This window comes from Micromonospora sp. MP36 (assembly GCF_008119785.1).
Classification (GTDB): Bacteria; Actinomycetota; Actinomycetes; order Mycobacteriales; family Micromonosporaceae; genus Micromonospora.
Map to the genome: position 1 here is coordinate 362,839 of NZ_VSFA01000002.1, position 25,953 is coordinate 388,791.

The window sequence follows — 25,953 nt, forward strand, 5'->3', positions numbered from 1 at the left end:
GCTGGGTCGGGCACGCCGTGTCGACTGGTCGTCACCTCGACGTGCCGCGGGCAGAATGGTGGGATGTCGGCACGAGCCGGTTGGCCCCGAGCTGAGCGAGGAATGATGACCACGGCGAAACAGTCGATAGCCGCGGACCCGGCCGCCTCGGAGCACGAGGCGCTGCTCGGTGACCTCGTGGAGGCGCTGCGGCAGGTACGCCGGGGCGATCTCAAGGTCCGGCTGCCCCGCCGGGCCGGTCTGGCCGGTGAGGTGGCCGACGCGTTCAACGACGTGGTGGCGCTCCAGGAGCGGCAGCACCTGGATCTGCGCCGGATCAGCCGGATCGTCGGCCGGGACGGCCGGCTGACCGAACGCCTCGACGACGAGGGCCTGGACGGCTCGTGGGCCGAGGGCCAGCGGGCGATCAACTCACTGATCGACGACCTGGGCCGGCCGACCACCGAGATCGCCCGGGTCATCGTGGCGGTGGCCGACGGCGACCTGTCCCAGCACATGGCGCTGGAGATCGACGGCCGCCCGCTGCGCGGTGAGTACCTGCGCATCGGCCGCACCGTCAACACCATGGTCGACCAGCTCTCGTCCTTCTCCAACGAGGTGACCCGGGTGGCCCGGGAGGTGGGCACCGAGGGCAAGCTCGGCGGCCAGGCCGACGTACGCGGGGTGGCCGGCACCTGGAAGGACCTCACCGATTCGGTGAACACCATGGCGTCGAACCTGACCTACCAGGTGCGCTCGATCTCCCAGGTGGCCACGGCGGTGGCGAAGGGTGACCTGTCGCAGAAGATCACCGTGTCGGCCAAGGGTGAGGTGGCCGAGCTGGCCCACACCTTCAACTCGCTCACCGACACCCTGCGGCTCTTCGCCGAGCAGGTGACCCGGGTGGCCCGGGAGGTGGGCACCGAGGGCAAGCTGGGCGGCCAGGCGGAGGTGCCGAACGTCGCCGGCACCTGGAAGGACCTGACCGACAGCGTCAACTCGATGGCGTCGAACCTGACCGCACAGGTCCGCAACATCGCCCAGGTCTCCACCGCAGTGGCCCGGGGCGACCTCTCGCAGAAGATCACGGTGGCCGCGCAGGGCGAGATCCTGGAGCTGAAGAACACCGTGAACACGATGGTGGATCAGCTGTCGTCGTTCGCCGACGAGGTGACCCGGGTGGCCCGTGAGGTGGGCACCGAGGGCAAGCTGGGCGGCCAGGCCCAGGTACGCGGGGTCTCCGGCACCTGGCGCGACCTCACCGAGAACGTCAACCAGCTCGCCGGGAACCTGACCAGTCAGGTGCGGAACATCTCGCAGGTGTCCACGGCGGTGGCGAAGGGTGACCTGAGCCAGAAGATCACCGTCGACGCCCAAGGCGAGATCCTGGAGCTGAAGAACACCGTGAACACGATGGTGGACCAGCTGTCGTCGTTCGCCGACGAGGTGACCCGGGTGGCCCGTGAGGTGGGCACCGAGGGCAAGCTGGGTGGCCAGGCGCAGGTGAAGGGCGTGTCGGGCACCTGGCGGGACCTGACCGACAACGTGAACTCGATGGCGTCCAACCTGACCAGCCAGGTGCGGAACATCGCCTCGGTCACCACCGCCGTGGCCAAGGGTGACCTGTCGCAGAAGATCACGGTGGACGCCCGGGGCGAGATTCTTGAGCTGAAGTCCACGGTCAACACGATGGTGGATCAGCTGTCGTCGTTCGCCGATGAGGTGACCCGGGTGGCCCGAGAGGTCGGCACCGAGGGCAAGCTCGGCGGCCAGGCCCAGGTACGCGGCGTCGCCGGCACCTGGCGCGACCTGACCGACAACGTGAACTCAATGGCGTCGAACCTGACGTCGCAGGTGCGCAACATCGCCCAGGTGTCCACGGCGGTGGCCAAGGGTGACCTGTCGCAGAAGATCACCGTCGACGCCCAGGGCGAGATTCTTGAGCTGAAGAACACCGTGAACACGATGGTGGATCAGCTGTCGTCGTTCGCCGATGAGGTGACCCGGGTGGCCCGTGAGGTGGGCACCGAGGGCAAGCTGGGTGGTCAGGCGCAGGTGAAGGGCGTGTCGGGCACCTGGCGGGACCTGACCGGCAACGTGAACTCGATGGCGTCGAACCTGACGTCGCAGGTGCGGAACATCGCCTCGGTCACCACCGCCGTGGCCAAGGGTGACCTGAGCCAAAAGATCACCGTCGACGCCCAGGGCGAGATTCTTGAGCTGAAGAACACCGTGAACACGATGGTGGACCAGCTCTCCTCGTTCGCCGATGAGGTGACCCGGGTGGCCCGCGAGGTGGGCACCGAGGGCAAGCTCGGCGGCCAGGCGCAGGTGAAGGGCGTCTCGGGCACCTGGCGGGACCTCACCGAGAACGTCAACCAGCTCGCCTCGACCCTCACCACCCAGCTCCGGGCGATCGCCCAGGTCTCCACCTCGGTGACCCGGGGCGACCTGACCCAGCGGATCGCCGTCAAGGCGCAGGGCGAGGTCGCCGAGCTGAAGGACAACATCAACCAGATGATCGTCACCCTTCGGGAGACGACCAAGAAGAACGCCGAGCAGGGCTGGCTGGACTCCAACCTGGCCCGGATCGGTGGCCTGCTCCAGGGGCAGCGGGACCTCGGCGAGGTCTGCCGCATGATCATGATGGAGGTGACCCCGCTGGTCGACGCGCAGCTCGGCGCGTTCTTCCTGGCGGACAGCTCCGAGGGGAGCATGCGGTTGCGGCTCACCGCCTCGTACGGGTATGTGGCGCGGGGGCACGACGTGACCTTCGGGCCCGGCGAGGGGCTGGTCGGGCAGGCCGCCCTCTCCCGGCGGACCATAAGGGTCAATGCCCAGCCCGACGGGCGGCTGATGCTGCGCTCCGGGCTCGCCGAGACGCCCCCGGCCGACCTGGTGGTGCTGCCCGTCCTCTTCGAGGGTGAGCTGCTCGGCGTGATCGAGTTCGCCGGGGTGACCACCTTCTCCGAGCTGCACCTGTCGTTCCTGGAGCGGCTGGTCACCACCATCGGCATCGCGGTCAACACGATTCAGGCCAACCGGCGTACGGAGGAGCTGCTGGCCCAGTCGCAGCGGCTGGCGCTCGAACTCCAGGAGCAGTCGGCGGAGCTGCAGCGCACCAACGCCGAACTGGAGGACAAGGCCAAGCTGCTCTCCGAGCAGAAGGCCAACATCGAGACCCAGAACCGGGAGATCGAGCTGGCCCGGCTCGGCCTGGAGGAGAAGGCGCAGCAGCTCACCCGGGCGTCGGCCTACAAGTCGGAGTTCCTGGCGAACATGAGCCACGAGCTGCGTACGCCGTTGAACTCGCTGCTGCTGCTGGCCCGGCTGCTGGCCGAGAACCCGGACCAGAACCTGACGCCGAAGCAGATCGAGTTCGCCCGCACCATCTACAGCGCCGGCTCGGACCTGCTCTCCCTGATCGACGACATCCTGGACCTTGCCAAGATCGAGGCGGGCCGGATGGACGTGGAGCCGACCGAGGTGCGCTTCTCCGAGCTGCGCGGCTACGTCGAGCAGGCGTTCGCCCCGCAGGCCGAGGAGAAGGGCCTCGACTTCCAGGTCCGGATCAGCAAGGACCTGCCCCCGGCACTGGTCACCGACGCCCAGCGGTTGCAGCAGATCCTGCGCAACATGCTCTCCAACGCGGTGAAGTTCACCGACAACGGCGCGGTGACGCTGCGGATCGCCCCGGCCGCCGAGAATGCCGTCTTCGACGTGCCGGCGCTGACCAACGCGCGGCGGGTGATCGCGTTCACGGTGATCGACACCGGGATCGGCATCTCGGACGACAAGCTGTCGCTGATCTTCGAGGCGTTCCAGCAGGCCGACGGCACCACCAGTCGGCGGTACGGGGGCACCGGGCTGGGCCTGTCGATCAGCCGGGACCTGGCGCGCCTGCTCGGCGGCACGATCACCGTGTCGTCGGCGCCCGGCCAGGGGTCGACGTTCACCCTCTTCGTACCGGACGTGCTGGCGCCGGACGCGGTGGTGGCGCCGGCGCCGCCTTCACCGAGCCGCGCGGGCCTGCCGTCGTCGCTGCTCATGCCGATGGAGCTGCCGCAGCCGCAGGAGACTCCGGCGACCCGGCGGCTGGAGGGCGTGACCGTGCTGATCGTCGACGACGACGTCCGTAACGTGTTCGCCCTGACCTCCGCGTTGGAACTGCACGGGATGACCGTGCTGTACTCGGACAACGGGGCGGACGGGGTCCGCCAGCTGGCCGAGCATCCGGAGGTGGACATCGTGTTGATGGACGCGATGATGCCGGACCAGGACGGCTACGAGACGACCCGGCAGATCCGGCGCAACCACCGCTTCGCGGACCTGCCGATCGTCTTCCTGACCGCGAAGGCGATGCCCGGTGACCGGGAGTCGGCGATCACGGCCGGAGGTAGCGACTACATCACCAAGCCGGTGGACCTGGACGAGCTGATCGAGATGATGTCGTCCTGGATCGGCCGCAGCCGAGGCGAGGAGACCCCGTGACTCAGATGGCCAAGGCGCTGCTGGTGGACGACCGGCGGGAGAACCTGATGGCCCTGGAGGCGATCCTCCAGGGGCTTCCGGTCCAGTCGGTCGCGGTGGAGAGCGGCGAGGCGGCGCTGAAGCAGCTCCTGGTCGACGACTTCGCGGTGATCCTGCTCGACGCGCAGATGCCCGACATGGACGGCTTCGAGACCGCCACCCACATCAAGCGGCGGGAGCGGACCCGGCACGTGCCGATCATCTTCCTCACCGCGGCGGACCGGGACGCCCAGCTCGCCCTGCGCGGCTACGCGGTGGGCGCGGTCGACTACCTGACCAAGCCGTTCGACCCCTGGGTGCTGCGCGCCAAGGTGTCGGTCTTCGTGGAGCTGTGGGTGAAGACCCGGCAGCTCGCCGCCCAGTCCGACCTGGTGCGGGAGCGGGACCGGCAGTGGCGGGTGCTCACCGACGCGGTGGACGAGGCGACGGCGCTGCTGCGCGCGGACGACGGCGCGGAGGCCCGGGAGCGCGCGGTGGACATCCTGGAGCAGGCGCGCTGGGGCAACACCGCCTGAGCGCTGCGCGGGCCGGTCCGTTGGCCACGGAGTGACGCTCGGTCGGCCGGGCCGACAGGCAAGGGTCAGCCGACCGGGTCGCCGTGTGCCCTCGCGGCGCGCCAGGCCCGCCACCGTTCGCCCATCGTGTCGAGTTCCCCTTGGACGAAGAGGAAGAAGTCCCGCATCTCGGCCACCCGCTCGCCGGCCGGCGTGTCCCGGCCGAGCAGCGCGTTCACGCCGCCGTTGGCGATGTCGATGAAGTTCTTGTAGAGGCCGGTCTTGGTGATGGTGGCCTCGTACCAGGGGTTGTCCGGCATCCGGTAGCGGTCCCGCCGGGAGCCCTTGACCGGCTCGCGGACCAGCATGCCGAACTGGGTCAGGTAGCGGACCGCACCGGAGACCGCCGCCGCGCTGACCCCGAGCCGCTCACCGATCTGGGCGGCGGTCAACGGCTCGTCCGCGCTCATCACGCTGAAGAGCACCCGGGCGGCCATCCGGGGGAAGCCGACGTCCGCGAAGGCCATTGCCATCCGTTCGACGAAGAGGTGGACCTCCTCCTCGTTCCGGGCCGGGCGGTCGTCAAGCATCGGCGGTGGCTCCTCGCGTTAAAAAGTCGTGAAGCTGATGGTGCCCCAACTCTCACAGTCTTCACAAGTTTATGAAACGAGCGTAGCTTCCGAAGTATGGAAACCCCAATTGAGGTGTCCGGCCTGGTGAAGACCTTCGGCCGGACCCGGGCACTCGACGGACTCGACCTGACCGTCCGCGCCGGGCAGGTGCACGGCTTCCTCGGTCCCAACGGCGCCGGCAAGTCGACCACCATCCGCGTGCTGCTCGGTCTGCTGCGGGCCGACGCGGGGGCCGTCCGGCTGCTCGACGGCGACCCGTGGCGGGACGCCGTCGCCCTGCACCGCCGCCTCGCGTACGTCCCCGGCGACGTCACCCTCTGGCCCAACCTCAGCGGTGGCGAGGTGATCGACCTGCTCGGCCGGATGCGTGGCGGGCTGGACCCGAAGCGCCGCGCCGAGCTGCTGGAGTCCTTCGAGCTGGACCCGCGCAAGAAGGGCCGGGCCTACTCCAAGGGCAACCGGCAGAAGGTGGGTCTCGTCGCCGCACTCGCCTCCGACGTCGAGCTGCTCATCCTCGACGAGCCGACCTCCGGGCTGGACCCGCTCATGGAGGAGGTCTTCCAGCACTGGGTCCGGCGGGCCAAGCAGGACGGCCGGACCGTCCTCCTCTCCAGCCACATCCTGGCCGAGGTGGAGGCGCTCTGCGACCGGGTGACGATCATCCGCAACGGCCGCGCCGTCGAGTCCGGCACCCTCGGCGAGCTGCGCCACCTGCACCGCACCTCGATCGACGCCGAGGTCACCGCGCCGCTCGACGGGTTGGCCGACCTGCCGGGCGTGCACGACCTGCGCGTCGACGGCAACCGGGTGCGCTTCGACGTGGACTCCGCCGCCCTGGACACCGCCCTGCGCCGGCTCACCGAGCTGGGCGTACGCAGCCTGGTCAGCCAGCCGCCGACGCTGGAGGAGCTGTTCCTGCGGCACTACGAGGTGGCGCCGACCGAGGCGACCCCGGCCGAGGCGACCCGATGAGCAAGCGTCAGCGAACGAATCATCAGTACCGCGCGGTCGTGCCTCAGACGGCCGCCGAGTGGAGCGAGGTGGCCGCATGAGCACCCTCACCGGCACCCGCCACCTGGCCCGGCTGATCCTGCGCCGGGACCGCGTCCTGCTCCCGCTCTGGGTGCTGGTGCTCGCCGTCCTGCCGATGACGTACGCGACCAGCTTCTTCGAGCTCTTCCCGACGGCGGCCGACCGGGCCGCGTACGCCGCCGGCACCGCCCGGAACCCGTCCATCGTCGCGCTGCTCGGCCCGGTGTACGGCGACAGCGTCGGCGCGCTGACCGCGCAACGCGCCGGCTTCCTGCTGGTGATCGTCGGGCTGGCCAGCCTGCTCACCGTCATCCGGCACACCCGCACCGAGGAGGAGGCCGGCCGGCGGGAGCTGCTCGGTGGCACGGTGCTCGGCCGGTACGCCGGGCTGACCGCCGCACTGCTCGTGACGTACACGGCCGACCTGCTGCTCGGCCTGCTCACCGCGGCCGGGCTGGCCTCCACCGGGCTGCCGGCGGCCGGCTCGTACGCGTACGGCCTCGCCGCCACGCTGACCGGCGTCGTCTTCGCCACGATCGGCGGGCTGGCCGCCCAGCTCACCGAGACGGCCGGCGGGGCGCGGGGCATCGGTATCGCGGTGCTCGGCGCCGCCTTCGCGCTCCGGCTGGTGGGGGACACCGCCTCGAACGACTGGCCGAGCTGGCTCTCCCCGCTGGGCTGGGCGGCCCGGGTGCGGCCATACGAGGGGGAGCGCTGGTGGGTGCTGGCGTTGCCGGTGGCCGCGTCGGTGCTGCTCGCGGCCGTGGCGTACCCGGTATCGGTGCGCCGCGACCTGGGCGCCGGGGTGCTGCCGCCCCGGCTCGGGCCGGCCACCGCCGGTCCGGCCCTCTCCGGATCGTTCGGGCTGGCCTGGCGGCTGCACCGCGGGCAGATCCTCTGGTGGTCGGTCGGCTTCGGCCTGATGGGGCTGATCCTCGGCGGGGCGGCGAAGGGCGCCGGCCGGGGCGTCGAGGGCAACCCGCAGCTCGAGGAGATCATGGCCCGGATCGGCGGCGCCTCCGGCCTGGCCGACGCCTACCTGGGGGCCACGCTCAGCCTGGCCGGGCTGGCCGCCGCCGGGTACGGCATCCAGGCGGCGCTGCGGATGCGGGCGGAGGAGACCACCGGGCGGGCCGAGCCGCTGCTGGCGACCGGCGAGCACCGCTCGACCTGGCTGCTGTCCCACGTGGTGTTCGCGTTGCTCGGCCCGGCGGTGGTGCTCGCCGTGACCGGCCTCGCCATCGGCGTGACGTACGGGCTGAGCGTGCAGGACGTGCCGACGGAGCTGCCCCGGATGGTCGGCGCCGGGCTGGCCCAGGTGCCGGCGGCGTGGGTGCCGGCCGGATTCGCGGTCCTGCTCTTCGGGCTGCTGCCCCGGCTCGCCCCGGTGGCCTGGGCGGTGCTCGCGGTCTGCCTGCTGCTCGGCCAGCTCGGCGCCGTGCTGGAGCTGGACCAGTGGCTGCTGGACCTCTCCCCGTTCACTCACACCCCGCAGGTGCTCCGGGACACCTGGAGCGTCACTCCGCTCTACGCGCTGGCTCTCGTGGCGCTGCTGCTGGCGCTCGCCGGCCTGGCCGCCTTCCGCCGCCGCGACACCCCCGTCACCTGACCCGCACGGTCAACCAGGTTGATCATGAGGTTGGCGGCGCCTGACGAGATTTACATCGCCGTCAACCTCATGATCACCGGGGCGGCGGGGCGGAGGAGATGAGGGTGGGGCGCGTCAGGGGGCGGTTTCGTTGCGGATCATCAGGGCCGACCGGAGGCCGGTGATGTCCAGGACGCGCAGGAGGAAGTCGCCGACATTGCTGAGGACCAGCAGGCTCTGGGCGTGGCTGGCCTTGCGGCTGAGCACCACCAGGGTGCCGAGCCCCTGCGAGTCGCAGAAGGTCACCCCGCCCAGGTCGAGCACGATGCGCGGCGGGGCCTCGGCCAGCACCTCATTCACGACGGTCGACAGCTGGGCGGCCGTGAGCATGTCGATCTCACCGGCCAGGCGAAGCACCGCTTCGTCGCCCGACCGGTGTACCGTGATGGACAGTTCGGCACGATCCACCCGGTCAGCCTATCGCGATCTCGATCGCCGGGCCCGGCGAGCCACCCCCGGCTGTCGATCTCCGGCCGGCCGGGCGGGCGTGAGCCCGGTAACCCCCGGTGCGGGGTGGCTGCTGATCAGCCGTCCGGCGCTGACACAATGGCGGCATCGTGACCGAGACCTTTTTCGCCGGATCCGGCCGTTACCCGGCCGACGCGCCGGCCTCCGAGGCCCTGTTCGACCGCGCCAAGGCCATCGTGCCCGGCGGGGTGAACTCTCCTGTCCGCGCGTTCCGTGCCGTGGGCGGCACTCCGCGCTTCATGCTCCGGGGGGAGGGGCCCTGGCTCTTCGACGCCGACGGTCGCCGCTACGTCGACCTGGTCTGCTCCTGGGGCCCGTTGGTCCTCGGCCACGCCCACCCCGCCGTGGTCGAGGCGGTGCAGGCGGCCGCCGCGTACGGCACCAGCTTCGGCACCCCGACGCCGGGCGAGGTCGAGCTGGCCGCGGAGATCGTCGACCGTACCCCGGTCGAGCAGGTCCGCCTGGTCAACTCGGGCACCGAGGCGACCATGTCGGCGATCCGGCTGGCCCGGGGCTTCACCGGTCGCGCCAAGATCGTCAAGTTCTCCGGCTGCTACCACGGCCACTCCGACGCGCTGCTCGCCGCCGCCGGCTCCGGCGTGGCCACGCTCGGCCTGCCCGACTCGCCCGGCGTGACCGGCGCGGCCGCCGGGGACACCATCGTGCTGCCGTACAACGACCTGCGCGGGGTGGAGGAGGCCTTCGCCGCCGAGGGAGCGCACATCGCGGCGATCATCACCGAGGCGGCCGCCGGCAACATGGGCGTGGTCGCCCCGCGCGACGGCTTCAACCAGCAGCTCGCCCGGATCGCCCACGCGCACGGCGCGCTGCTCATCGTCGACGAGGTGATGACCGGGTTCCGGGTCTCCCGCGCCGGCTGGCACGGCCTCGACGCCAGCGACGCCGACCTGTGGACGTACGGGAAGGTCATGGGTGGCGGCCTGCCCGCCGCGGCGTTCGGCGGGCGCGCGGAGGTCATGTCCCGGCTGGCCCCGGCCGGCCCGGTCTACCAGGCCGGCACCCTCTCCGGTAACCCGCTGGCGTGTGCGGCCGGCCTGGCCACGCTGCGGCTGGCCGACGACGCCCTCTACCGGAAGCTGGACGAGACGGCCGCCGTGGTGGGCAAGCTCGCCACCGACGCGCTGGCCGCCGCCGGGGTCCCGCACCGGCTGTCGACCGCAGGCAACATGTTCTCGATCTTCTTCACCGACGCCGAAGTGGTCGACTACGACAGCGCCCGCACCCAGCAGGTGCCCGCGTTCAAGGCGTTCTTCCACGCGATGCTCGCGGCCGGCGTCTACCTGCCGCCGAGCGCGTTCGAGGCGTGGTTCGTGTCGGCGGCGATCGACGACGCCGCGCTGGAGCAGATCGCCGACGCCCTGCCGGGCGCGGCGACGGCGGCGGCAGCGGCGGGACACGGGGGGTAGCGGTGAGCGAGACGGTGGTCCACGTGCTGCGGCACGGCGAGGTGCACAACCCGGACGGCATCCTCTACGGCCGGCTGCCCGGTTTCCGCCTCTCCGAGCTGGGCGTCCAGATGGCCAAGGCCGCCGCCCAAGCGCTCGCCGACAAGACCGTGGTGCACGTGGTGGCCAGCCCGCTGGAACGCGCGCAGCAGACCGCCGAGCCGATCGCCGCGCAGTTCGGCCTCCCGGTGGGGGTGGACGAGCGGCTGATCGAGAGCGCCAACTGGTTCGAGGGCAAGAAGGTCTCCCCAGGCGACGGCTCGTTCCGCGACCCGCGCAACTGGTGGGTGCTGCGCGACCCGGTCACCCCGTCCTGGGGTGAGGCCTACCGGGCCATCGCCGAGCGGATGTTCGCCGCGCTGCATGCCGCCCGGATCGCCGCCGAGGGGCGCGAGGCCGTGCTCGTCTCCCACCAGCTCCCCATCTGGACGCTGCGCCGGTACGTCGAGCGCAAGCGGCTCTGGCACGACCCGCGCAAGCGGCAGTGCGGGCTGGCCAGCCTCACCTCGTTCCACTTCGACGGTGCCAAGGTCGTCGGCATCGGCTACTCCGAGCCGGCGGCCCACCTGATCGCGATCTCGCCGACCGCCCGGACGGCCAAGGGAGCCTGATGCTCACCCGGAGGCTCGTCGCCGCCCTGCTCGCCGCCGTCACCGCCGGGACGGCGCTGGTCGGCTGCTCCTCCGGAAACCAGGAGAGCCGCTGCTCGGACCGGAACGGCGTCATCGAATGCGCGCCCGACCAGCGGTCGACGGCCCCCAAGCTGGCCGGTGACCTGCTCACCGGCGGCCGGTACGACATCGCCGACGCCCGCGGGCAGGTCGTGGTGATCAACTTCTGGGGTTCCTGGTGCGCGCCCTGCCGCGCCGAGGCCGACGACCTGGAGGCCACCTACCAGGCCACCAAGGCGTCCGGGGTCAGCTTCCTCGGCATCAACGTGCAGGACAGCAAGGACAAGGCGATCGCTTTCGAGGAGGGCCGGGTCACCTACCCGAGCCTCTTCGACCCGGCGAGCCGGCTGGCGCTGGCCCTGGACATCCCTCCGAACACCATCCCGGCCACCGTCGTGCTGGACCGCGACGGGCGGATCGCCACCGTGATCCGGGCCGCCGTGACCCAGGACCGGCTGCGACCCATCGTCGAGCGGATCGCCGCCGAGCAGCCGGCGTCCGGATCCCGCTGATGGGCGAGACGTTCCGCCACCTCGCCGAGTCCGGCCCGCTGCTGCTGGCCGTGGGCGCGGCGGCGCTCGCCGGGCTGGTCAGCTTCCTCTCCCCATGCGTCCTGCCGCTGATGCCCGGCTACCTGTCGTACGTCACCGGGCTGGCCGGCGCCGACCTGGAGGGGCGGGCGGAAAGGAAGCGCCCCCGGTCGACGCCCCCGGTGGCGGAGGGGGCCCCTGCCAACCCGGCGGGCGGCGCGGACAGCAATGGCGGCGTGGCCGTCGCCGCGCCGCCGGCAGCCCGGCCGGTGGCCGTCGTGAAGGGGCGGGTGCTCGCCGGCACGCTGCTCTTCATCGCCGGGTTCACCGCCGTGTTCACCGCCACCGCGATCCTCTTCTCCGGCGTCGGCAAGCTCTTCTTCGAGTACGAGCGCACGCTGGAGATCGTCATCGGCGCCCTAATCGTCGTACTCGGCCTCGGCTATCTCGGGGTGGTCCCCGGGTTGCAGCGCGAGTTCCGGATCCACCGGCTGCCCGCCGCCGGGCTGCTCGGCGCCCCGGTCCTCGGCGCGGTCTTCGCGCTGAGCTGGCTGCCGTGCACCGGCCCGACGCTCGGTGCGGTGCTCGGTCTGGCGGCGGTCGAGGGCAAGACCGACCGGGCGGTGCTGCTCGCCGTGGCGTACTGCCTCGGCCTGGGGGTACCGTTCGTCGTCTTCGGGCTGGGCTTCCACCGCCTGCTCGGGCTGTTCCGCGCCGTCCGGCGCAACAGCCGCTGGGTCACCCGCATCGGCGGCGCCCTGCTGATCCTGATCGGCCTGGCGCTGGTCACCGGCGGCTGGCAGAACTTCGTGATCTGGTTGCAGACGCACGTGGGCACGGGCGAGGTGAGCATCTGATGACGACCGTGGACGACCGGCCGGCGGCCCCGCCCGCGCCCCGGCGCCGGGTCAACCCGGTGCTGGCCCTGCTGCGCAACTCGTGGCGGCAGCTCACCAGCATGCGTACCGCGCTGATCCTGCTCTTCCTGCTCGCGGTCGCCGCCATCCCCGGCTCGGTGCTGCCACAACGCGGGGTCAGCCCGGAGAAGGTCAACCAGTACTTCGTCGACCACCCCGACCTCGCCCCGCGCCTGGACCAGCTCGGCATGTTCGAGGTCTTCGGCTCGGTCTGGTTCTCCGCGATCTACCTGCTGCTCTTCACCTCGCTGGTCGGCTGCATCCTGCCCCGGGCGCGCGACCACGTCCGGGCGCTGCGCCTGCAGCCGCCGGCCGCGCCGAAGCGCCTGGAGCGGCTGCCGCAGCACACGGTGCTGGCGGCCCCGGCCGCCGCCGACCCCGAGGCGATCGCGGCGGTGCTGCGCCGCCGCCGCTGGCGGGTCGTGGTCCGCGGCAACGAGGTCTCCGCCGAGAAGGGCTACCTCAAGGAGACCGGCAACCTGCTCTTCCACGTCTCGCTGGTCGCCGTCCTGCTCGGCGTCGCGGTCGGCTCCTGGTACGGCTGGCACGGCAACCGGCTGCTGGTGGCGGGCGAGGACAACGCCTTCTGCAACACCCGGCAGCAGTACGCCGAGGCGACGCTCGGCCCCCGGGTGGACAGCGCCGACCTGCCGCCGTTCTGCCTCAAGCTGGACAAGTTCGACGCGAAGTACCTCCCGTCCGGGCAGGCCGCGCACTACTGGGCCACGGTGACCGTCGACCAGCCGGACGGCGCGACGCGGACCGCCGGTTTCTCGGTCAACTCGCCGCTGCGGCTCGGCTCGGCCAACGTCTACCTGCTCGGCAACGGGTACGCCCCGATCCTGAAGTACACCGACCGCTACGGCCGTACCCAGACCAGCACCGTGCCGTTCCTGCGTACCGGCGACGCGAACGCGACCGAGGAGGGGGTGGCCGCGTTCCCGGACGCGAACGTCGACCCGAAGACCGGCCAGCGCGCCCCCGATCAGCAGGTCGCCTTCGACGGGCTCTACCTGCCCACCGCCCCGGAGAGCGCGCCGTTCGTCGCGTCGCAGTTCCCCGAGGAACGGAACCCGGCGGTGGTGCTCGCCGCGTACCGGGGCAACCTCGGCCTGGACGCCGGCATCCCCGGGTCGGTCTACCAGCTCGACCAGCGGCAGATCGACAACGGCAAGCTCAAGCAGATCGGCAACAAGAAGCTGGGCGTGGGCGAGAAGTGGACCCTGGACGACGGCAGCACGCTGGAGTTCGTCGGCACGAAGCCGTACATCACCATCGCGGTCCGATATGCCCCAGGGCAGATGCTGATGCTCGGCGCCTGCGTGACGCTGCTCGCCGGCCTGATGGGCTCGCTCTTCGCCCGGCGGCGGCGGGTCTGGTTCCGGATTTCGCCCCCCGAGGGCGGATCTCCGACGCACGGTAGTAGCTTGGTGGAGGCCGGTGGGCTGCCGCGCACCGAGCATCCGGGGTTCGCCGACGAGTTCGCACAGCTCGTCGCCGCGGTCAGCGACGACGGGCGAAGCGACGGCCGGGCGCGAGAAGGGGTCGAGTGATGTCCGCACTCTCCGACCAGCTGGTCACGTACGCGATCCTGGCGTACCTGGTCGCGATGATCAGCCACGCCGTCGAGTACGCGCTCGGCAACGCCCGCGCGGTGTCGGTGAAGACGGCCGCGCCGGCCCGGGAGCTGGTCGGTGCCGGTGCCGGTGTCGGCGGCGCCGGCGGCCCGGTCGAGGCACCCGCCGCCCCGGCCAGCACCGCGCCTGCCACGCCGGCCGGGAACCGGCCCAGCCGCTCGGCCGCCCGCGCCGCGCTCGCCGGGCGGATCGCCGGCTGGGTCACCGCGCTCGCCGTCGTGCTGCACCTGGGTGCGGTCGTCACCCGGGGCGTCGCCGCCGACCGGATGCCCTGGGGCAACATGTACGAGTTCGTGCTGACGGTCACCTTCATCGGGGCCGCGGCCTGGCTCGCGGTGCTCTGGAAGCAGCCGTCGCTGCGCCGGCTCGGGCTCTTCCTGACCCTGGTCATGGTGCTGCTGCTGGCGTTCGCCGAGCTGAAGCTCTACGTGCAGGTCACCCCGCTGATGCCGGCGCTGCAGTCGTACTGGTTCATCATCCACGTGTCGACGATCATCTTCGCCTCCGGCATCTTCCTGCTGGGCGTGGTGCCGGCCGCGGCGTACCTGATGCGGGCCGGCTGGGAGCAGGGGCGGCGGAGCTTCCCGTACACCCTGGCCCGTCGGCTGCCGGCGGCGGCCGGCTTGGAGCGGCTGACCTTCGCGCTGCACGCCTTCGCCTTCCCGATCTTCACCTTCGCGGTGATCGCCGGGGCGATCTGGGCCGAGGCGGCCTGGGGTCGGGCCTGGGGCTGGGACCCCAAGGAGACCTGGGCGTTCATCTCCTGGGTGGTGTACGCCGGTTACCTGCACGCCCGAGCCACCCCGAGCGTCAAGCGGAACGTGGCCACCTGGATCTCGATTCTGGGTTTCCTGACCATGCTGATGAATCTGTTCGGGGTGAACTTCTTCTTCACCGGCCTGCACTCGTACGCCGGCGTCAGCTGACCCCCGTCCGGCGTCGACCGGTGAGCACCCGGTCGACGCCGAGCGTCACCTGGTAGGCGATCTCGGGGACGTCGGCCAGCTCGATCCGCTCGGCCCGCATGGCCAGCTGGGCGTGCAGCTCCCGGGCGACCGCGTCGCGGATCTCCCGCAGCAGCGGGGAGAGGCCGTCCGGGTCGCCCACCACGTACGCGTCACTCATCCTCGTACCTTCGCGCCACGAAGGCACCGTGTCCACTCCTGCATCCGCAAAATGTAGAACTACACTTCTAAGAAGTGTAGTTCTATGAAATGCGGTGGCCCTCGTGACTCAACTGCCGAAGCCGAAGGTGATCTTCGACCGGGACGTCGAGTGGGCCGAGTTGACTCGCTTCGCCGGCGACGAGCGATCGGGTGCCACCCTCGGGGTCGTCAGCGGCCGACGCCGCCAAGGCAAGACATTGCTGCTTTATGAGCTGGCCCGAGCCAGCGGCGGCTTCTACTTCGGCGCTACGGAGGCGACGGCGGCGGAGTCGCTCCGGCGGCTCGGCGAGGCGCTCGGTGCCTACACGGGTGCGCCCGGACCGGTTCAGTTGGCCGACTGGAGTTCGGCGGTGGATGCCCTGCTCGCCCTGGGGCGGGAACGGCCGGTAACGGTGGTCATCGACGAGTTCCCCTATCTGGTGCGCGTTGCCCGAGACCTCCCGTCGATCATCCAGCACGCTCTTACGCCTGGGCGGCCGGAGCGTACGCAGTCCCGTACCCGCCTGCTGCTCTGCGGATCGGCCCTGCCCTTCATGGGTGGCCTGCTGGCCGGTTCCGCCCCGCTGCGTGGTCGGGCCGGCCTGGAGCTACCAGTGCCGCCGCTCGACTATCGGGCCGCTGCGGCGTTCTGGGGCGTCGAGGACCCGTTGCTGGCGGTGCAGGTCTTCTCGATAGTCGGTGGGACGCCGGCCTACCGGCGCGAATACGTCCAGGACGACGCGCCGAGCGGTCCGGAGGACTTCGACGACTGGGTGGTGCGGACGGTCCTCAACCCGGCGCGACCGTTGTTCCGGGAGGCGCGCTACCTGCTGGCCGAGGACCCTGATCTGCGGGACGCCGCTCTCTACCATTCGGTGCTCGCGGCGGTTGCCGAGGGCAACGCCAGTCGTGGCGGGATCGCCGGTTACATCGGGCGTAAGGCGAATGAACTGCAACACCCGCTCACTGTGCTGGAGGACGCCGGCCTGCTGGTGCGGGAACCGGACCCGCTGCGGAGCGGGCGCAGCAGCTACCGGATCACCGAACCACTCATCACCTTCTATCAGGCGGTCATGCGACCTGCCTGGACCGCGCTGGAACAGCGTCGCGGTGCGGACGTGTGGCGCCGGTCGAAGCGTCGGTACACCAGCGCCGTTCTCGGTCCGCGGTTCGAGGAGATCGTCCGGCAGTGGGCAATCCGTTTCGCCGACCTGGACGTCTTCGGCGGCATCGTCGCGGAGGCCAGTGCCGCGACCGTGACGGACCCGTCCACCCGAACCAGCCACGAGCTGGATCTCGTCGCGTTTGGTGAGCCGCCGCTCGGTGACGGCCCGCGTCCGCTGCTCGCGATCGGTGAGGTGAAGTGGGGCCGGCGGTTGGGCCAGGCGGACCTGGAGCGGCTGCGGCGCATTCGGGAAGTGCTCGTCCGTCGCCCCGGAGTTGACGCCACCCACACCCGCCTGCTGCTTGCGAGCGCGGACGGGTTCACCGATGAGCTTGTCGGCGTGGCGTCGGCTGAGTCGGACGTCGTGTTGGTGGACTCCGCGCGGCTCTACGCCGGCTGAGCGCGCGGGTCAGGTGCCGAACCAGCCGGGGACGTCGAGGCGGAAGAAGTTCGGCTGCGCCACCGTGCGCAGGTCGTCCTCGATCGCCGCGACCCGGTCGGCGCCCAGGGTGGCCGCCCAGCGGTCGCGGAGCTGATCGAACACGACAGCGGAGCGGCGCAATCCGTCCAGCCCCCGGTCGGTCAACCGGACCAGCTTGCGTCGGGCGTCGGCGGGGTCGTCGGCGCGGTCCAGGTAGCCGAGCGCCACCAGCCGGTCGACGGTCTTGCCCGCCGCCTGCTTGGAGACGCCGAGGCGCTGGCCCAGCTCACTGGCCGTGGTGCCGGCCATGCCGACCGCCTGAAGGACGAAGCCGTGCACCGGGCGCAGGTCGGGGTGGCCCTGCCGGGCCAGCTCGGCGTGCAGGTCGTCGATGAGGGTGCGGAAGCCGGCGAGCATCAGCAGCGGGAGCGCGAAGCCCGGGCGGTCAGGCGTTGCCATGTTCGACAACCCCGTTTACTATCTCGTCAACCACGTTGACTATCTTACGTGAGGGGTCCCGTCATGTCCCGACCAGTCTTCACCGCCCACACCCTTGACACCGCGCCCGCCGCCGCCCGTCCGGTCATGGCCGGCGTGCATCGCAAGCAGGGCCACCTGCCCACCGCCGTGGGCCTGATGGCGGAGTCGCCCGAGCTGCTCAAGGGCTTCCTCGGCGCCACCGCCGTCTTCGAGTCCACTGACCTCGACCCGATCGCCCGGGAGGTGGTGGTGCTCACCGTCGCCACCCGCAACGAGTGCCACCTCTGCGTGGCCATGCATACCGCCACCCTGGCCGGGCGCGGCGGGACGCCCGAGCTGATCGAGGCGCTGCGCGCCGGCGCCGCACTGCCGGAGCCGCGACTGGAGGCGCTGCGCCGGTTCACCCTGGCCGTGCTCGACCACCGGGGCGCGGTGCCGGATCCGGAGCTGGACGCGTTCCTCGCCGCCGGCTGGCGGCCGCGGCACGCGTTGGACGTGGTGCTCGGCGTCGGGACGTACACCATCTCGACCTTCGCCAACCGGCTCGTCGACGCCCCGCTCGACCCGCCTCTCACCGCGTACGCCTGGGAGCCGGCGGCCGGCTGAGCGCGCGTGCGCCAACCGGGGACCCCTGCTCTACCGGAGGCGTTGAGCGGGGTCCTTCCTCTCGCGTCACAGCACCCGGCGTGGGCGGGGTGGTGGGGGGTGCGGGAGGATGGCAGTCATGGCGGCTCGTGGCTTCCCGTACACCGATCTCAAGGACTTCCTCGCGGCGCTGGAGCGCGCGGGCGAGCTGCGGCGGGTGAGCGTCCCGGTCGACCCCACGCTGGAGATCAGCGAGGTGGTCACCCGGACCGTGCGGGCCGACGGTCCGGCGCTGCTCTTCGAGCGGCCGACCCGGGGTGAGATGCCGGTGGCGATCAACCTGTTCGGCACCGAGAAGCGGATGGCGATGGCGCTCGGCGTCGAGTCGCTGGACGAGATCGGCGAGCGGATCGGCGGGCTGATCAAGCCGGAGCTGCCGGTCGGCTGGTCCGGCATCCGCGAGGGCCTCGGCAAGGTCATGCAGCTCAAGTCGGTGCCGCCGCGCAAGGTGAAGACCGCGCCCTGCCAGCAGGTGGTCTACCGGGGCGACAACGTCGACCTGAACCGGCTGCCCGGGCTGCAGGTCTGGCCGGGGGACGGCGGCATCTTCCACAACTTCGGGCTGACCCACACCAAGCACCCGGAGACCGGCAAGCGCAACCTCGGCCTCTACCGGCTCCAGCAGCACAGCCGGAACACGCTGGGCATGCACTGGCAGATCCACAAGGACTCCACCGCCCACCACGCGGTCGCCGAGCGGCTCGGCCAGCGGCTCCCGGTCGCCATCGCGATCGGCTGCGACCCGGTCGTCTCGTACGCGGCCACCGCGCCGCTCCCCAGTGACATCGACGAGTACCTGTTCGCCGGCTTCCTGCGCGGCGAGCGGGTGGAGATGGTCGACTGCCTGACCGTGCCGCTGCAGGTGCCGGCGCACGCCCAGGTGGTGCTGGAGGGCTACCTGGAGCCCGGCGAGCGGCTGCCCGAGGGCCCGTTCGGCGACCACACCGGCTTCTACACCCCGGTCGAGCCGTTCCCGGTGCTGCACGTCGAGACGATGACCATGCAGCGCGACCCGGTCTACCACTCGATCGTCACCTCGAAGCCGCCGCAGGAGGACCACGGCCTGGGCAAGGCCACGGAGCGGATCTTCCAGCCGCTGCTCAGGCTGCTGATCCCGGACATCGTCGACTACGACCTGCCGGCCGCCGGGGTCTTCCACAACTGCGCGATCGTGTCGATCCGCAAGCGCTACCCGAAGCACGCGCAGAAGGTGATGAACGCGATCTGGGGCGCCCACCTGATGTCGCTGACCAAGCTGATCGTGATCGTCGACGAGGACTGCGACGTGCACGACTACAACGAGGTCGCCTTCCGCGCCTTCGGCAACGTCGACTACGCCCGCGACCTGATGCTCACCGAGGGGCCGGTGGACCACCTCGACCACGCGTCGTACCAGCAGTTCTGGGGCGGCAAGGCGGGCATCGACGCGACCCGCAAGCTGCCCGCCGAGGGTTACACCCGGGGCTGGCCGGAGGAGATGACCATGTCGCCCGAGGTGGTGTCGCTGGTCGACAAGCGCTGGAAGGAGTACGGGATCTGATGGCCGCGGTCGCCGAGGCCCCGGTGGAACGCCCGGGCCGGGTCAAGTCCTTCCTCAAGCTGGTCACCATCGAGCACTCCGTGTTCGCGCTGCCGTTCGCGTACCTGTCCGCGCTGACCGCGATGCGGGTCCACGGCGGGCAGGTCCGCTGGCTCGACCTGCTGCTGATCACCGTGGCGATGGTCGGGGCGCGGACGTTCGCCATGGCCGCCAACCGGATCCTCGACCGGCGGATCGACGCGCGGAATCCGCGTACCGCCAACCGGGAGTTGGTGACCGGGGCGGTGAGCCTGCGGACGGCCTGGACCGGCGCGGCCGTCGCGCTGGTGGTCTTCCTCGCCGCCGCCGCCCTGCTCAACCCGCTCTGCCTGGCGCTCGCGCCGCTCGCCGTGGTCCCGCTGGTCGTCTACCCCTACGGCAAGCGGTTCACCAACTGGCCGCACGCCATTCTGGCGGTGGCCCAGGCGGTCGGGCCGGTCGGCGCCTGGCTGGCGGTCACCGGCACGCTCGCCGGCTCCGGGCCGGCCTGGCTGCTCGGCGCGGCCGTGGGCCTGTGGATCGGCGGCTTCGACCTGATCTACGCCTGCCAGGACGCGGACGTCGACCGGAAGATCGGGGTGCACAGCGTCCCGGCGCGCTACGGGCTGCGCTTCGCGCTGCACGCCTCCACCGTCGCGCACGTGGTGACCTTCGCGCTGTTCATCTGGTTCGGCGCGCTGGTCGGCTTCGGCTGGCTTTGGTGGATCGGCCTGGCGTTCACCGCGCTCGCCTTCGGCTACCAGCACCTGGTGGTCAGCCCGGCCGACCTGAGCAAGGTCAACCGGGCGTTCTTCACCGCCAACGGCTTCGTGGGCATCGCCCTGTTCGTGTTCGCCCTGCTCGACCTGGTGGTCCGCCTCGGCCTGCGGCCGTGAGTCGGAGGTCAGCGGGCAGCGGTGCCGTGAGCCCGCGTCAGCGGGCGGAGCCGACCGGGTAGCGGGCGCTCTCCAGGGTCCAGTCGACGGTGCCGCGGACGGCGTTCGAGACGCCGTCGACGTGGACGGCGACCGACTCGTCCAGCGCCGGACCGAACGACGGTACGGCGGCGCGCAGCGCCATGAAGCGGGCCATCTCGGTCCGCCAGCGGTCGGCGACCAGCGCCACCGCGTCCCGCACCGGCACGCCCCGCTCGGCGGCCACCGCCAGCACCAGATTGTGACCGCCGGCGGTGGCCCGGTCCCGGTCCAACGAGGCCAGGTCGTTGAACCAGGAGAGCAGGTCGTTGGCGAGTTCGGCGAGCCGGCGCAGCGCGGGATGGTGGTAGACCGCGTCGGGTAGCGGCCGGCCGGCCGCGAACTCGATCAGCGGATACGACACGTACGCGGCCGAGGTGGCCCGGCGCAGCGCCACGTACTCCTCGATCCCGGGGGGCCGGCCGGCGGCCTTGGCGGCCGCCTCCCGCCCGGCGCCGTCGAGGTGGTCGGCGACGGCGTCGGCGAAGCGCAGCCGCCAGCGGGCCGGCATCCGTCGCCGCGGCTCGCGCCACGCCTGCACCAGCAGCCGCCGCAGGGGACCCGAGAAGCCGGGATGCCGGGCCCGGGGACCCTCCCGGAGCAGGGCCAGCGTCCCGTCCCGCAGCGCCCGGATCCCCGCCGGATCGGGCCGCCCCGGCCCGTCGCACAGGTCGTCGACCAGGAAGAACCAGGCGAACAGGGCGGCCAGCGCGCGCAGGTCGGGCTCGGCGGCGCCCGGGTAGAGCCGGCCGGCGTACCGGGCGAAACCGGCCCGGGCCAGCCGCTGCCGAGCGGCGGCGTCGCGGAGCAGGCCGAGCCGGTCGAGTTGGTCGACCAGCCACTCCTGCACCCCGTCGGCGTAGGGCGAGAGCCGGGGCCGGATCGGGCAGTCGGACCGCAGCGAGCGGAGCACCGCCTCCGTCATCACCGATCCCTTCCTGGGCATGGATGATCGTCGGAAGCATGGCAGGTCGCGGAGCGCCTCGCCGCCCCTGTGGACATCGGTGCTTGTCGCGGGACAAGCAGGACGGTACGGACGTGCCGCGGGGGTCCCCGCCCGGCCGCCCGGCCGGACCAGGCACGCTTGACGGTATGCGTGAACCATGGGTGGTCGGCGTCTCCGGGGCCTCCGGCACGCCGTACGCGGCCGCCGTCGTCCGGGGCCTGCTCGACGCCGGCGAGGCGGTGGACCTGATCGTCTCCCGGGCCGCCCGGCTGACCATCCTCGACGAGACCGGCCGCGCCTTCCGGGACGCGCACTGGGTCGAGGACCTGGCCGCCTGGCTGGGGCGCGACCTCGCCGGCGCCGACCTGCGGCACTGGCCCGCCGGCGACCTGGCGGCCGGCCCGAGCAGCGGCTCCTACCGGGTACGCGGGATGGCGGTGGTCCCGGCGAGCACCGCGGCCTGCGCGGGCATCGCGATCGGCCTCTCCAAGGACCTCTTGCAGCGCGCCGCCGAGGTGAATCTCAAGGAACGGCGGCCGGTGGTGGTGGTGCCACGGGAGACCCCGGTGACCCGCAGCCACCTGGAGCATCTCATCGCGCTGCACGACGCCGGTGCGGTGGTGCTGCCCGCCAGCCCCGGCTTCTACGGCGCCGGCGCGGCGGCCTCCGCCCAGCAGTTGGTCGACTTCGTGGCCGGCAAGGTGCTCGACTCGCTCGGCGTACCGCACACGCTCTTTCGTCGGTGGTCGGGTGAGCTGGCCGCGTCCCGGCGGGACGCGGACCGGGCCTGACGGCCGGCCCGCGTGCCGATCGGTACCGACTCAGTACATGCCGGCGTTCGCCGGTCCGGGGCCGGTCGAGGCGGTCGGGCCCATGTTGCGCGACTTTCCCATGTCCTCCGCCTCGTCCAGCATGCCCTCCCCCTCGAGCAGGGCCCGTACCTCCGATTCCCGAAACCGGCGATGCCCGCCTGGAGTCCGGATGCTGCCTATCCGCCCGGCCGCTGCCCATCTCGTCACGGTCTTCGGGTCAACCCGAAACAGCGCGGCGACCTCACCCGGTGTCAGCAGGCGATCTCCAGTGTCCACAGCCCCCTCCTCGCATCGACGAAGCCCCCGGCTGAACACACTGCCCCCGGCCGGTGCGAGCCCAGAGCCGTCATGAGGGACGTATGGCAATTACAGCACCAGCGACCTGGCCTGTCCGCCCAAACGCGAAAAACGCACGGAAGTGAGAAGTTAGTAAATGGTACCGGCCGAGAACTGCCCTGACTGCTGGTTTGTGAACCGTTACATGACGTCATGTTCAACTGTTACCGACCGTCGGGCGTTACGCCCGAACGGATAGGGTGACACTCTGTGGACGCGATCGACCTGAGCCTCGTGGAGCTGCTGCGCGGCAACGCCCGCCTGTCGTACGCCGAGCTGGCCCGCCAGGTGGGGCTCTCGGCGCCGGCGGTGCACGAGCGGGTCGGCAAGCTCGAGTCGAGCGGGGTCATCCGGGCGTACCGGGCCGAGGTCGAGCCCGAGGCGATCGGGCTGGCGGTCACCGCGCTGATCGGCATCGTCGAGGATTCCAACGCCGACACCGACGACGTGCTGGAGGCGTTCCGGCAGATGCCCGAGATCGAGTCCTGCTACTTCATGGCCGGGGTCGAGTCGTTCCTGCTCAAGGCCCGGGTGGGCACCATCGCCGAGCTGGAGCAGCTCATCGTGCGGTTGAACCGGACGCCCGGGGTGGCCTCCACCCGTACCGGGATCGCTCTGTCGACCAAGTGGGAGAACCGCCCCCAGCCGGTCGAGCCGTCCGCCTCCTGACCGGCTCGTTTACGGCCATCCGCCGGGCCGGTGGTGCCGGTCGAAACCGAGCGGCCGGTCAGCCGCCGGGACAGGGGACCTCTGGTCCTGACCTCGCCGCGGGGATACCGTGCGCCGATGACGATCTCCGCGCGGGGCGCTGCCGTGGTGACCGGGGCGGCCGGCGGGCTCGGCCGCGCGATCGCCGCCGCGCTGCACGCCGACGGATGGCGCGTCCTGCTCACCGACGTGGACGGCGACGCGGTGGCCGCCGCCGCCGCACCGCTCGGCGGCTGGTCCCGGCGGCTCGACGTACGGGACGAGGCGGCCTGCGCCGAGGTCGCCGCGACGGCGGCCGGAGCGGCCGGCGGGCTCGGGCTCTGGGTGAACAACGCCGGCCTGCTGGTCACCGGACCCGCCTGGACGCACGACGCGTCGACCCGTCGGCGGCTGGTCGAGGTGAACGCGCTCGGCGCGATGACCGGGACCCTGGCCGCCCTGACGATCATGCGGGAACAGGGTCACGGACACGTGCTCAACATCGTCTCCCTGGCCGGGCTGATCGCCGCCCCCGGCGAGACCGTCTACGCGGCCAGCAAGCACGCCCTGCTCGCGTTCAGCCTCGGCACCCTGGCCGACCTGCGGATGGCCGGCGTCCGGGGCGTACACGTGTCGTGCCTCTGCCCGGACGGGATCTGGACGCCGATGCTGCACGACAAGCTCGACGACCCGGGGGCCCTGGCCTCCTTCACCGGGTCGCTGCTCACGCCCGAGCGGGTGGCCGCGCGGGCGGTGCGGCTGGCCCGCCGGCCGCGCCCGGTGGTCAGCCTGCCGCGCTGGCGCGGTGCCCAGGTCCGGCTCCTGGACGCCTTCCCCCGGCTCGCCCTGGCCCTCACCCCGGTGGTCCGGGCCGCCGGTCGGGCCGGTCAGCGCCGGCAGGCGCGCCGGGCCGGCCCGAGCGCGAGCTGAGCTCGCTTGTAACGTTGCCGACGTGACTCATCTCGACCGGTGTGACGAGGCCAGCCGAGCCTGGGTGACCGAGGCGATCGCCACGGTCGAGGCGGACGCCAACCGCTCCGCCGACACCCACCTGCTGCCCTTCCCGCTGCCCCGGGAATGGGGCATCGACCTCTACCTCAAGGACGAGTCGGTGCACCCCACCGGCTCGCTCAAGCACCGGCTGGCCCGGTCGCTCTTCCTGTACGGGCTCTGCAACGGCTGGATCGGGCCGGAGACCACGATCATCGAGGCGTCGTCCGGCTCGACGGCGGTCTCCGAGGCGTACTTCGCGCGGATGCTGGGGCTGCCGTTCATCGCGGTGATGCCGGCCTCCACCTCACCGGAGAAGATCGCCCAGATCGAGTTCCAGGGCGGGCGCTGCCACCTCGTCCAGGACCCGGCCAAGGTGGTGATCGAGGCCCGCTGGCTGGCCGAGGACACCGGCGGGCACTTCATGGACCAGTTCACCTACGCCGAGCGGGCCACCGACTGGCGAGGCAACAACAACATCGCCGAGTCGATTTACGCGCAGCTCGCGCTGGAGCGGCACCCCGTGCCGGCGTGGATCGTGGTGGGCGCCGGGACGGGCGGCACCAGCGCCACCATCGGCCGGTACGCCCGCTACCGCCGGCTGCCCACCAAGCTGTGCGTGGTCGACCCGGAGAACTCCGCGTTCTACCCCGCCTGGCAGGCCGCGGACTGGTCGGTGCGGACCGGCCGGGGCTCCCGGATCGAGGGCATCGGGCGGCCCACTGTGGAGGCGTCGTTCCTGCCCTCGGTGGTGGACCGGATGGTCCAGGTGCCGGACGCCGCGTCGCTGGCCGCCATGCGGGCCGGGTCGGCGGTGCTCGGCCGCCGGGTGGGCGGCTCCACCGGCACCAACCTCTGGGGCGCGTTCGGGCTGATCGCGGAGCTGCTCGCCGCCGGCCGGACCGGGTCGGTGGTGACCCTGATCTGCGACGCCGGCGACCGGTACGCGCACACCTACTACGCCGACGAGTGGGTGGCCGGGCAGGGCCTGGACCTGGCCCCGCACCAGGCCACCATCGACCGCTTCCTCGCCACCGGCGCCTGGCCGGCCTGACCCGGCTCCGCTGGGCGGGTCAGCCGGGGAAGACCCGCTCGGCCAGCCCCTGGTAGCGCACCACGAAGCCGTTCGGGTCGAGATCCAGGTCGGCGGTGAAGCTGTCGCTGGCGAAGCGGATCCGGGCCGGCCCGAGCGAGGTGTAGACCTGCTCGGCCGGGACCACCGCCAGGCTCGGCACCAGCACCCAGGCGACGGCGATCCGCCGGGCCTGCTCCGCCGGGGCCCGGCTCAGCCCGAGCCGGCGTACCGGAAGGGTGTTGAACAGCACCGAGCCGCCCAGGTCGAGGTCGAGCGCCGGGGCCAGCCGGCCCGGCTCGTCGGTGCCCGGCAGCCCGGCGGGCGGATGCCCGGCCGCGCTCAGCGCCGCGTCGAGGTCGCCCTCCTCGCCGGTGCGCACCCGCCACCCGTCCCCGTCGCGTTCCAGGCGTACGCTCCGCGCCCAGCCGCCCCCGTCGGCCTCGACCTCCAGCCGGGTCGCCGACCAGTCCGCGCCGACCGTCAGCCGGTATCGGCAGGTGTAGGGGACCGGGTCCACGGCCAGCATCACGCCCTGTGCGGTGAGGCCCTGGCGGTCATCGAGGATGGCGTGCTCCGACCCGGCGGTGTCGGTTCTGGACCAGAAGAACGACTTCGGCATCGTGGGCATGAACCGGACGTTACGCCACCCGGGCGACGACGGCGCGGGATGCGGGGACGCCGCCGTCGAGCAGTCGCTCGACGGCGGCGTCCGTCA

25 protein-coding genes are annotated in these 25,953 nt (G+C 71.9%); 18 read left to right on the forward strand and 7 right to left on the reverse strand.

Features of this window, described 5'->3' with window-relative positions; translation table 11 throughout:
* Nucleotides 1–105 precede the first annotated feature (105 nt).
* Together FXF52_RS04915 and FXF52_RS04920 are read left to right on the forward strand one after the other, a co-directional pair.
* The gene (locus FXF52_RS04915) at nt 106–4,470 is read left to right on the forward strand and encodes a HAMP domain-containing protein (protein ID WP_148794022.1); all 4,365 of its coding nucleotides are present in this window, start codon (nt 106–108) and stop codon (nt 4,468–4,470) included.
* Entirely contained in the window at nt 4,467–5,024 is a 558-nt protein-coding gene (locus tag FXF52_RS04920; protein ID WP_148794023.1) for a two-component system response regulator, read from the forward strand. Before FXF52_RS04915 ends, FXF52_RS04920 begins: the two co-directional genes overlap by 4 nt.
* Nucleotides 5,025–5,089: 65 nt before the next feature.
* Here FXF52_RS04920 and FXF52_RS04925 read toward each other — a convergent pair whose 3' ends face one another.
* Entirely contained in the window at nt 5,090–5,593 is a 504-nt protein-coding gene (locus FXF52_RS04925; protein ID WP_148794024.1) for a GbsR/MarR family transcriptional regulator, read from the reverse strand.
* Nucleotides 5,594–5,689: 96 nt separating this feature from the next.
* On the opposite strand from FXF52_RS04925, the gene FXF52_RS04930 reads away from it, so the two are divergent.
* Both FXF52_RS04930 and FXF52_RS04935 read left to right on the forward strand, forming a co-directional pair.
* On the forward strand, nt 5,690–6,607 hold the full coding sequence (locus FXF52_RS04930; RefSeq protein ID WP_148794025.1) for an ABC transporter ATP-binding protein: 918 nt from the start codon (nt 5,690–5,692) through the stop codon (nt 6,605–6,607).
* A gap of 76 nt (nt 6,608–6,683) precedes the next feature.
* Nucleotides 6,684–8,276 carry an ABC transporter permease gene (locus FXF52_RS04935; protein WP_148794026.1) on the forward strand — a complete coding sequence of 531 codons (1,593 nt, stop codon included), beginning with the start codon at nt 6,684–6,686 and terminating at the stop codon, nt 8,274–8,276.
* Nucleotides 8,277–8,390: 114 nt separating this feature from the next.
* On the opposite strand, the gene FXF52_RS04940 is transcribed toward FXF52_RS04935, so the two are convergent.
* Complete coding sequence (locus tag FXF52_RS04940) at nt 8,391–8,723, reverse strand: STAS domain-containing protein (RefSeq protein WP_148794027.1); 333 nt, start codon at nt 8,721–8,723, stop codon at nt 8,391–8,393.
* A 149-nt stretch (nt 8,724–8,872) separates the two neighbouring features.
* On the opposite strand from FXF52_RS04940, the gene hemL reads away from it, so the two are divergent.
* From hemL to ccsB, 6 genes are read left to right on the forward strand one after another with little or no spacing between them, the layout of a single operon-like run.
* Nucleotides 8,873–10,210: a glutamate-1-semialdehyde 2,1-aminomutase gene (gene hemL / locus FXF52_RS04945; RefSeq protein WP_148794028.1), complete on the forward strand. Its 1,338-nt coding sequence runs from the start codon at nt 8,873–8,875 to the stop codon at nt 10,208–10,210.
* Nucleotides 10,211–10,212: 2 nt separating this feature from the next.
* Nucleotides 10,213–10,860 carry a histidine phosphatase family protein gene (locus FXF52_RS04950; protein ID WP_148794029.1) on the forward strand — a complete coding sequence of 216 codons (648 nt, stop codon included), beginning with the start codon at nt 10,213–10,215 and terminating at the stop codon, nt 10,858–10,860.
* Entirely contained in the window at nt 10,860–11,432 is a 573-nt protein-coding gene (locus FXF52_RS04955) for a TlpA disulfide reductase family protein (protein WP_148794030.1), read from the forward strand. Before FXF52_RS04950 ends, FXF52_RS04955 begins: the two co-directional genes overlap by 1 nt.
* Nucleotides 11,432–12,307, forward strand: a complete 876-nt coding sequence (locus FXF52_RS04960; protein WP_148794031.1) for a cytochrome c biogenesis CcdA family protein — start codon at nt 11,432–11,434, stop codon at nt 12,305–12,307. Before FXF52_RS04955 ends, FXF52_RS04960 begins: the two co-directional genes overlap by 1 nt.
* Nucleotides 12,307–13,920 carry a cytochrome c biogenesis protein ResB gene (locus FXF52_RS04965; protein ID WP_148794032.1) on the forward strand — a complete coding sequence of 538 codons (1,614 nt, stop codon included), beginning with the start codon at nt 12,307–12,309 and terminating at the stop codon, nt 13,918–13,920. The genes FXF52_RS04960 and FXF52_RS04965 overlap by 1 nt, the downstream gene beginning before the upstream one ends.
* Nucleotides 13,920–14,930 carry a c-type cytochrome biogenesis protein CcsB gene (gene ccsB / locus FXF52_RS04970; RefSeq protein ID WP_148794033.1) on the forward strand — a complete coding sequence of 337 codons (1,011 nt, stop codon included), beginning with the start codon at nt 13,920–13,922 and terminating at the stop codon, nt 14,928–14,930. Before FXF52_RS04965 ends, ccsB begins: the two co-directional genes overlap by 1 nt.
* Here ccsB and FXF52_RS04975 read toward each other — a convergent pair.
* Nucleotides 14,923–15,129, reverse strand: a complete 207-nt coding sequence (locus FXF52_RS04975) for a hypothetical protein (protein ID WP_148794034.1) — start codon at nt 15,127–15,129, stop codon at nt 14,923–14,925. The two genes, ccsB and FXF52_RS04975, sit on opposite strands and share 8 nt — an antisense overlap.
* A gap of 103 nt (nt 15,130–15,232) precedes the next feature.
* On the opposite strand from FXF52_RS04975, the gene FXF52_RS04980 reads away from it, so the two are divergent.
* On the forward strand, nt 15,233–16,714 hold the full coding sequence (locus FXF52_RS04980; RefSeq protein ID WP_255471738.1) for an ATP-binding protein: 1,482 nt from the start codon (nt 15,233–15,235) through the stop codon (nt 16,712–16,714).
* A gap of 9 nt (nt 16,715–16,723) precedes the next feature.
* Here the strand turns inward: FXF52_RS04980 and FXF52_RS04985 are convergent, their stop codons facing one another.
* Complete coding sequence (locus FXF52_RS04985) at nt 16,724–17,194, reverse strand: MarR family winged helix-turn-helix transcriptional regulator (RefSeq protein ID WP_148794035.1); 471 nt, start codon at nt 17,192–17,194, stop codon at nt 16,724–16,726.
* Between the two features lie 63 nt (nt 17,195–17,257).
* Between FXF52_RS04985 and FXF52_RS04990 the strand changes: the two genes are divergently transcribed.
* From FXF52_RS04990 to mqnP, 3 genes are all read left to right on the forward strand, one after another.
* Entirely contained in the window at nt 17,258–17,821 is a 564-nt protein-coding gene (locus FXF52_RS04990) for a carboxymuconolactone decarboxylase family protein (protein ID WP_148794036.1), read from the forward strand.
* A 118-nt stretch (nt 17,822–17,939) separates the two neighbouring features.
* Nucleotides 17,940–19,400 (forward strand): menaquinone biosynthesis decarboxylase, encoded by a 1,461-nt coding sequence (locus FXF52_RS04995; RefSeq protein WP_148794037.1) that lies wholly within the window; start codon nt 17,940–17,942, stop codon nt 19,398–19,400.
* On the forward strand, nt 19,400–20,314 hold the full coding sequence (mqnP, locus tag FXF52_RS05000; RefSeq protein ID WP_148794038.1) for a menaquinone biosynthesis prenyltransferase MqnP: 915 nt from the start codon (nt 19,400–19,402) through the stop codon (nt 20,312–20,314). Before FXF52_RS04995 ends, mqnP begins: the two co-directional genes overlap by 1 nt.
* A 37-nt stretch (nt 20,315–20,351) precedes the next feature.
* Here mqnP and FXF52_RS05005 read toward each other — a convergent pair whose 3' ends face one another.
* Complete coding sequence (locus FXF52_RS05005) at nt 20,352–21,317, reverse strand: terpene synthase family protein (protein WP_148794039.1); 966 nt, start codon at nt 21,315–21,317, stop codon at nt 20,352–20,354.
* Between the two features lie 167 nt (nt 21,318–21,484).
* Here FXF52_RS05005 and FXF52_RS05010 point away from each other — a divergent pair, with 167 nt between their 5' ends.
* Nucleotides 21,485–22,129 (forward strand): UbiX family flavin prenyltransferase, encoded by a 645-nt coding sequence (locus tag FXF52_RS05010; protein ID WP_148794040.1) that lies wholly within the window; start codon nt 21,485–21,487, stop codon nt 22,127–22,129.
* 30 nt (nt 22,130–22,159) lie between these two features.
* Here FXF52_RS05010 and FXF52_RS05015 read toward each other — a convergent pair whose 3' ends face one another.
* The gene (locus tag FXF52_RS05015) at nt 22,160–22,426 is read right to left on the reverse strand and encodes a BldC family transcriptional regulator (RefSeq protein ID WP_073834151.1); all 267 of its coding nucleotides are present in this window, start codon (nt 22,424–22,426) and stop codon (nt 22,160–22,162) included.
* A 270-nt stretch (nt 22,427–22,696) separates the two neighbouring features.
* Between FXF52_RS05015 and FXF52_RS05020 the strand changes: the two genes are divergently transcribed.
* The 3 genes from FXF52_RS05020 (at nt 22,697) to FXF52_RS05030 (ending at nt 25,217) form a co-directional block, all read left to right on the forward strand.
* Complete coding sequence (locus FXF52_RS05020; protein WP_148794041.1) at nt 22,697–23,155, forward strand: Lrp/AsnC family transcriptional regulator; 459 nt, start codon at nt 22,697–22,699, stop codon at nt 23,153–23,155.
* Between the two features lie 117 nt (nt 23,156–23,272).
* Entirely contained in the window at nt 23,273–24,103 is an 831-nt protein-coding gene (locus FXF52_RS05025) for an SDR family oxidoreductase (RefSeq protein WP_148794042.1), read from the forward strand.
* A gap of 22 nt (nt 24,104–24,125) precedes the next feature.
* Complete coding sequence (locus tag FXF52_RS05030) at nt 24,126–25,217, forward strand: PLP-dependent cysteine synthase family protein (RefSeq protein ID WP_148794043.1); 1,092 nt, start codon at nt 24,126–24,128, stop codon at nt 25,215–25,217.
* Between the two features lie 19 nt (nt 25,218–25,236).
* Here the strand turns inward: FXF52_RS05030 and FXF52_RS05035 are convergent, their stop codons facing one another.
* Nucleotides 25,237–25,857, reverse strand: a complete 621-nt coding sequence (locus FXF52_RS05035; protein ID WP_148794071.1) for a putative glycolipid-binding domain-containing protein — start codon at nt 25,855–25,857, stop codon at nt 25,237–25,239.
* Nucleotides 25,858–25,953: the final 96 nt, after the last annotated feature.

What these genes read in the sequence shown, in the direction of transcription:
- FXF52_RS04915 (WP_148794022.1), top strand. Translation starts at nt 106, where the DNA reads ATGACCACGGCGAAACAGTCGATAGCCGCGGACCCGGCCGCCTCGGAG.
- FXF52_RS04925 (WP_148794024.1), bottom strand. Translation starts at nt 5,593, where the DNA reads ATGCTTGACGACCGCCCGGCCCGGAACGAGGAGGAGGTCCACCTCTTC.
- FXF52_RS04930 (WP_148794025.1), top strand. Translation starts at nt 5,690, where the DNA reads ATGGAAACCCCAATTGAGGTGTCCGGCCTGGTGAAGACCTTCGGCCGG.
- FXF52_RS04935 (WP_148794026.1), top strand. Translation starts at nt 6,684, where the DNA reads ATGAGCACCCTCACCGGCACCCGCCACCTGGCCCGGCTGATCCTGCGC.
- FXF52_RS04955 (WP_148794030.1), top strand. Translation starts at nt 10,860, where the DNA reads ATGCTCACCCGGAGGCTCGTCGCCGCCCTGCTCGCCGCCGTCACCGCC.
- FXF52_RS04960 (WP_148794031.1), top strand. Translation starts at nt 11,432, where the DNA reads ATGGGCGAGACGTTCCGCCACCTCGCCGAGTCCGGCCCGCTGCTGCTG.
- FXF52_RS04965 (WP_148794032.1), top strand. Translation starts at nt 12,307, where the DNA reads ATGACGACCGTGGACGACCGGCCGGCGGCCCCGCCCGCGCCCCGGCGC.
- ccsB (WP_148794033.1), top strand. Translation starts at nt 13,920, where the DNA reads ATGTCCGCACTCTCCGACCAGCTGGTCACGTACGCGATCCTGGCGTAC.
- FXF52_RS04975 (WP_148794034.1), bottom strand. Translation starts at nt 15,129, where the DNA reads ATGAGTGACGCGTACGTGGTGGGCGACCCGGACGGCCTCTCCCCGCTG.
- FXF52_RS04985 (WP_148794035.1), bottom strand. Translation starts at nt 17,194, where the DNA reads ATGGCAACGCCTGACCGCCCGGGCTTCGCGCTCCCGCTGCTGATGCTC.
- FXF52_RS04990 (WP_148794036.1), top strand. Translation starts at nt 17,258, where the DNA reads ATGTCCCGACCAGTCTTCACCGCCCACACCCTTGACACCGCGCCCGCC.
- FXF52_RS04995 (WP_148794037.1), top strand. Translation starts at nt 17,940, where the DNA reads ATGGCGGCTCGTGGCTTCCCGTACACCGATCTCAAGGACTTCCTCGCG.
- mqnP (WP_148794038.1), top strand. Translation starts at nt 19,400, where the DNA reads ATGGCCGCGGTCGCCGAGGCCCCGGTGGAACGCCCGGGCCGGGTCAAG.
- FXF52_RS05005 (WP_148794039.1), bottom strand. Translation starts at nt 21,317, where the DNA reads ATGACGGAGGCGGTGCTCCGCTCGCTGCGGTCCGACTGCCCGATCCGG.
- FXF52_RS05010 (WP_148794040.1), top strand. Translation starts at nt 21,485, where the DNA reads ATGCGTGAACCATGGGTGGTCGGCGTCTCCGGGGCCTCCGGCACGCCG.
- FXF52_RS05025 (WP_148794042.1), top strand. Translation starts at nt 23,273, where the DNA reads ATGACGATCTCCGCGCGGGGCGCTGCCGTGGTGACCGGGGCGGCCGGC.
- FXF52_RS05035 (WP_148794071.1), bottom strand. Translation starts at nt 25,857, where the DNA reads ATGCCGAAGTCGTTCTTCTGGTCCAGAACCGACACCGCCGGGTCGGAG.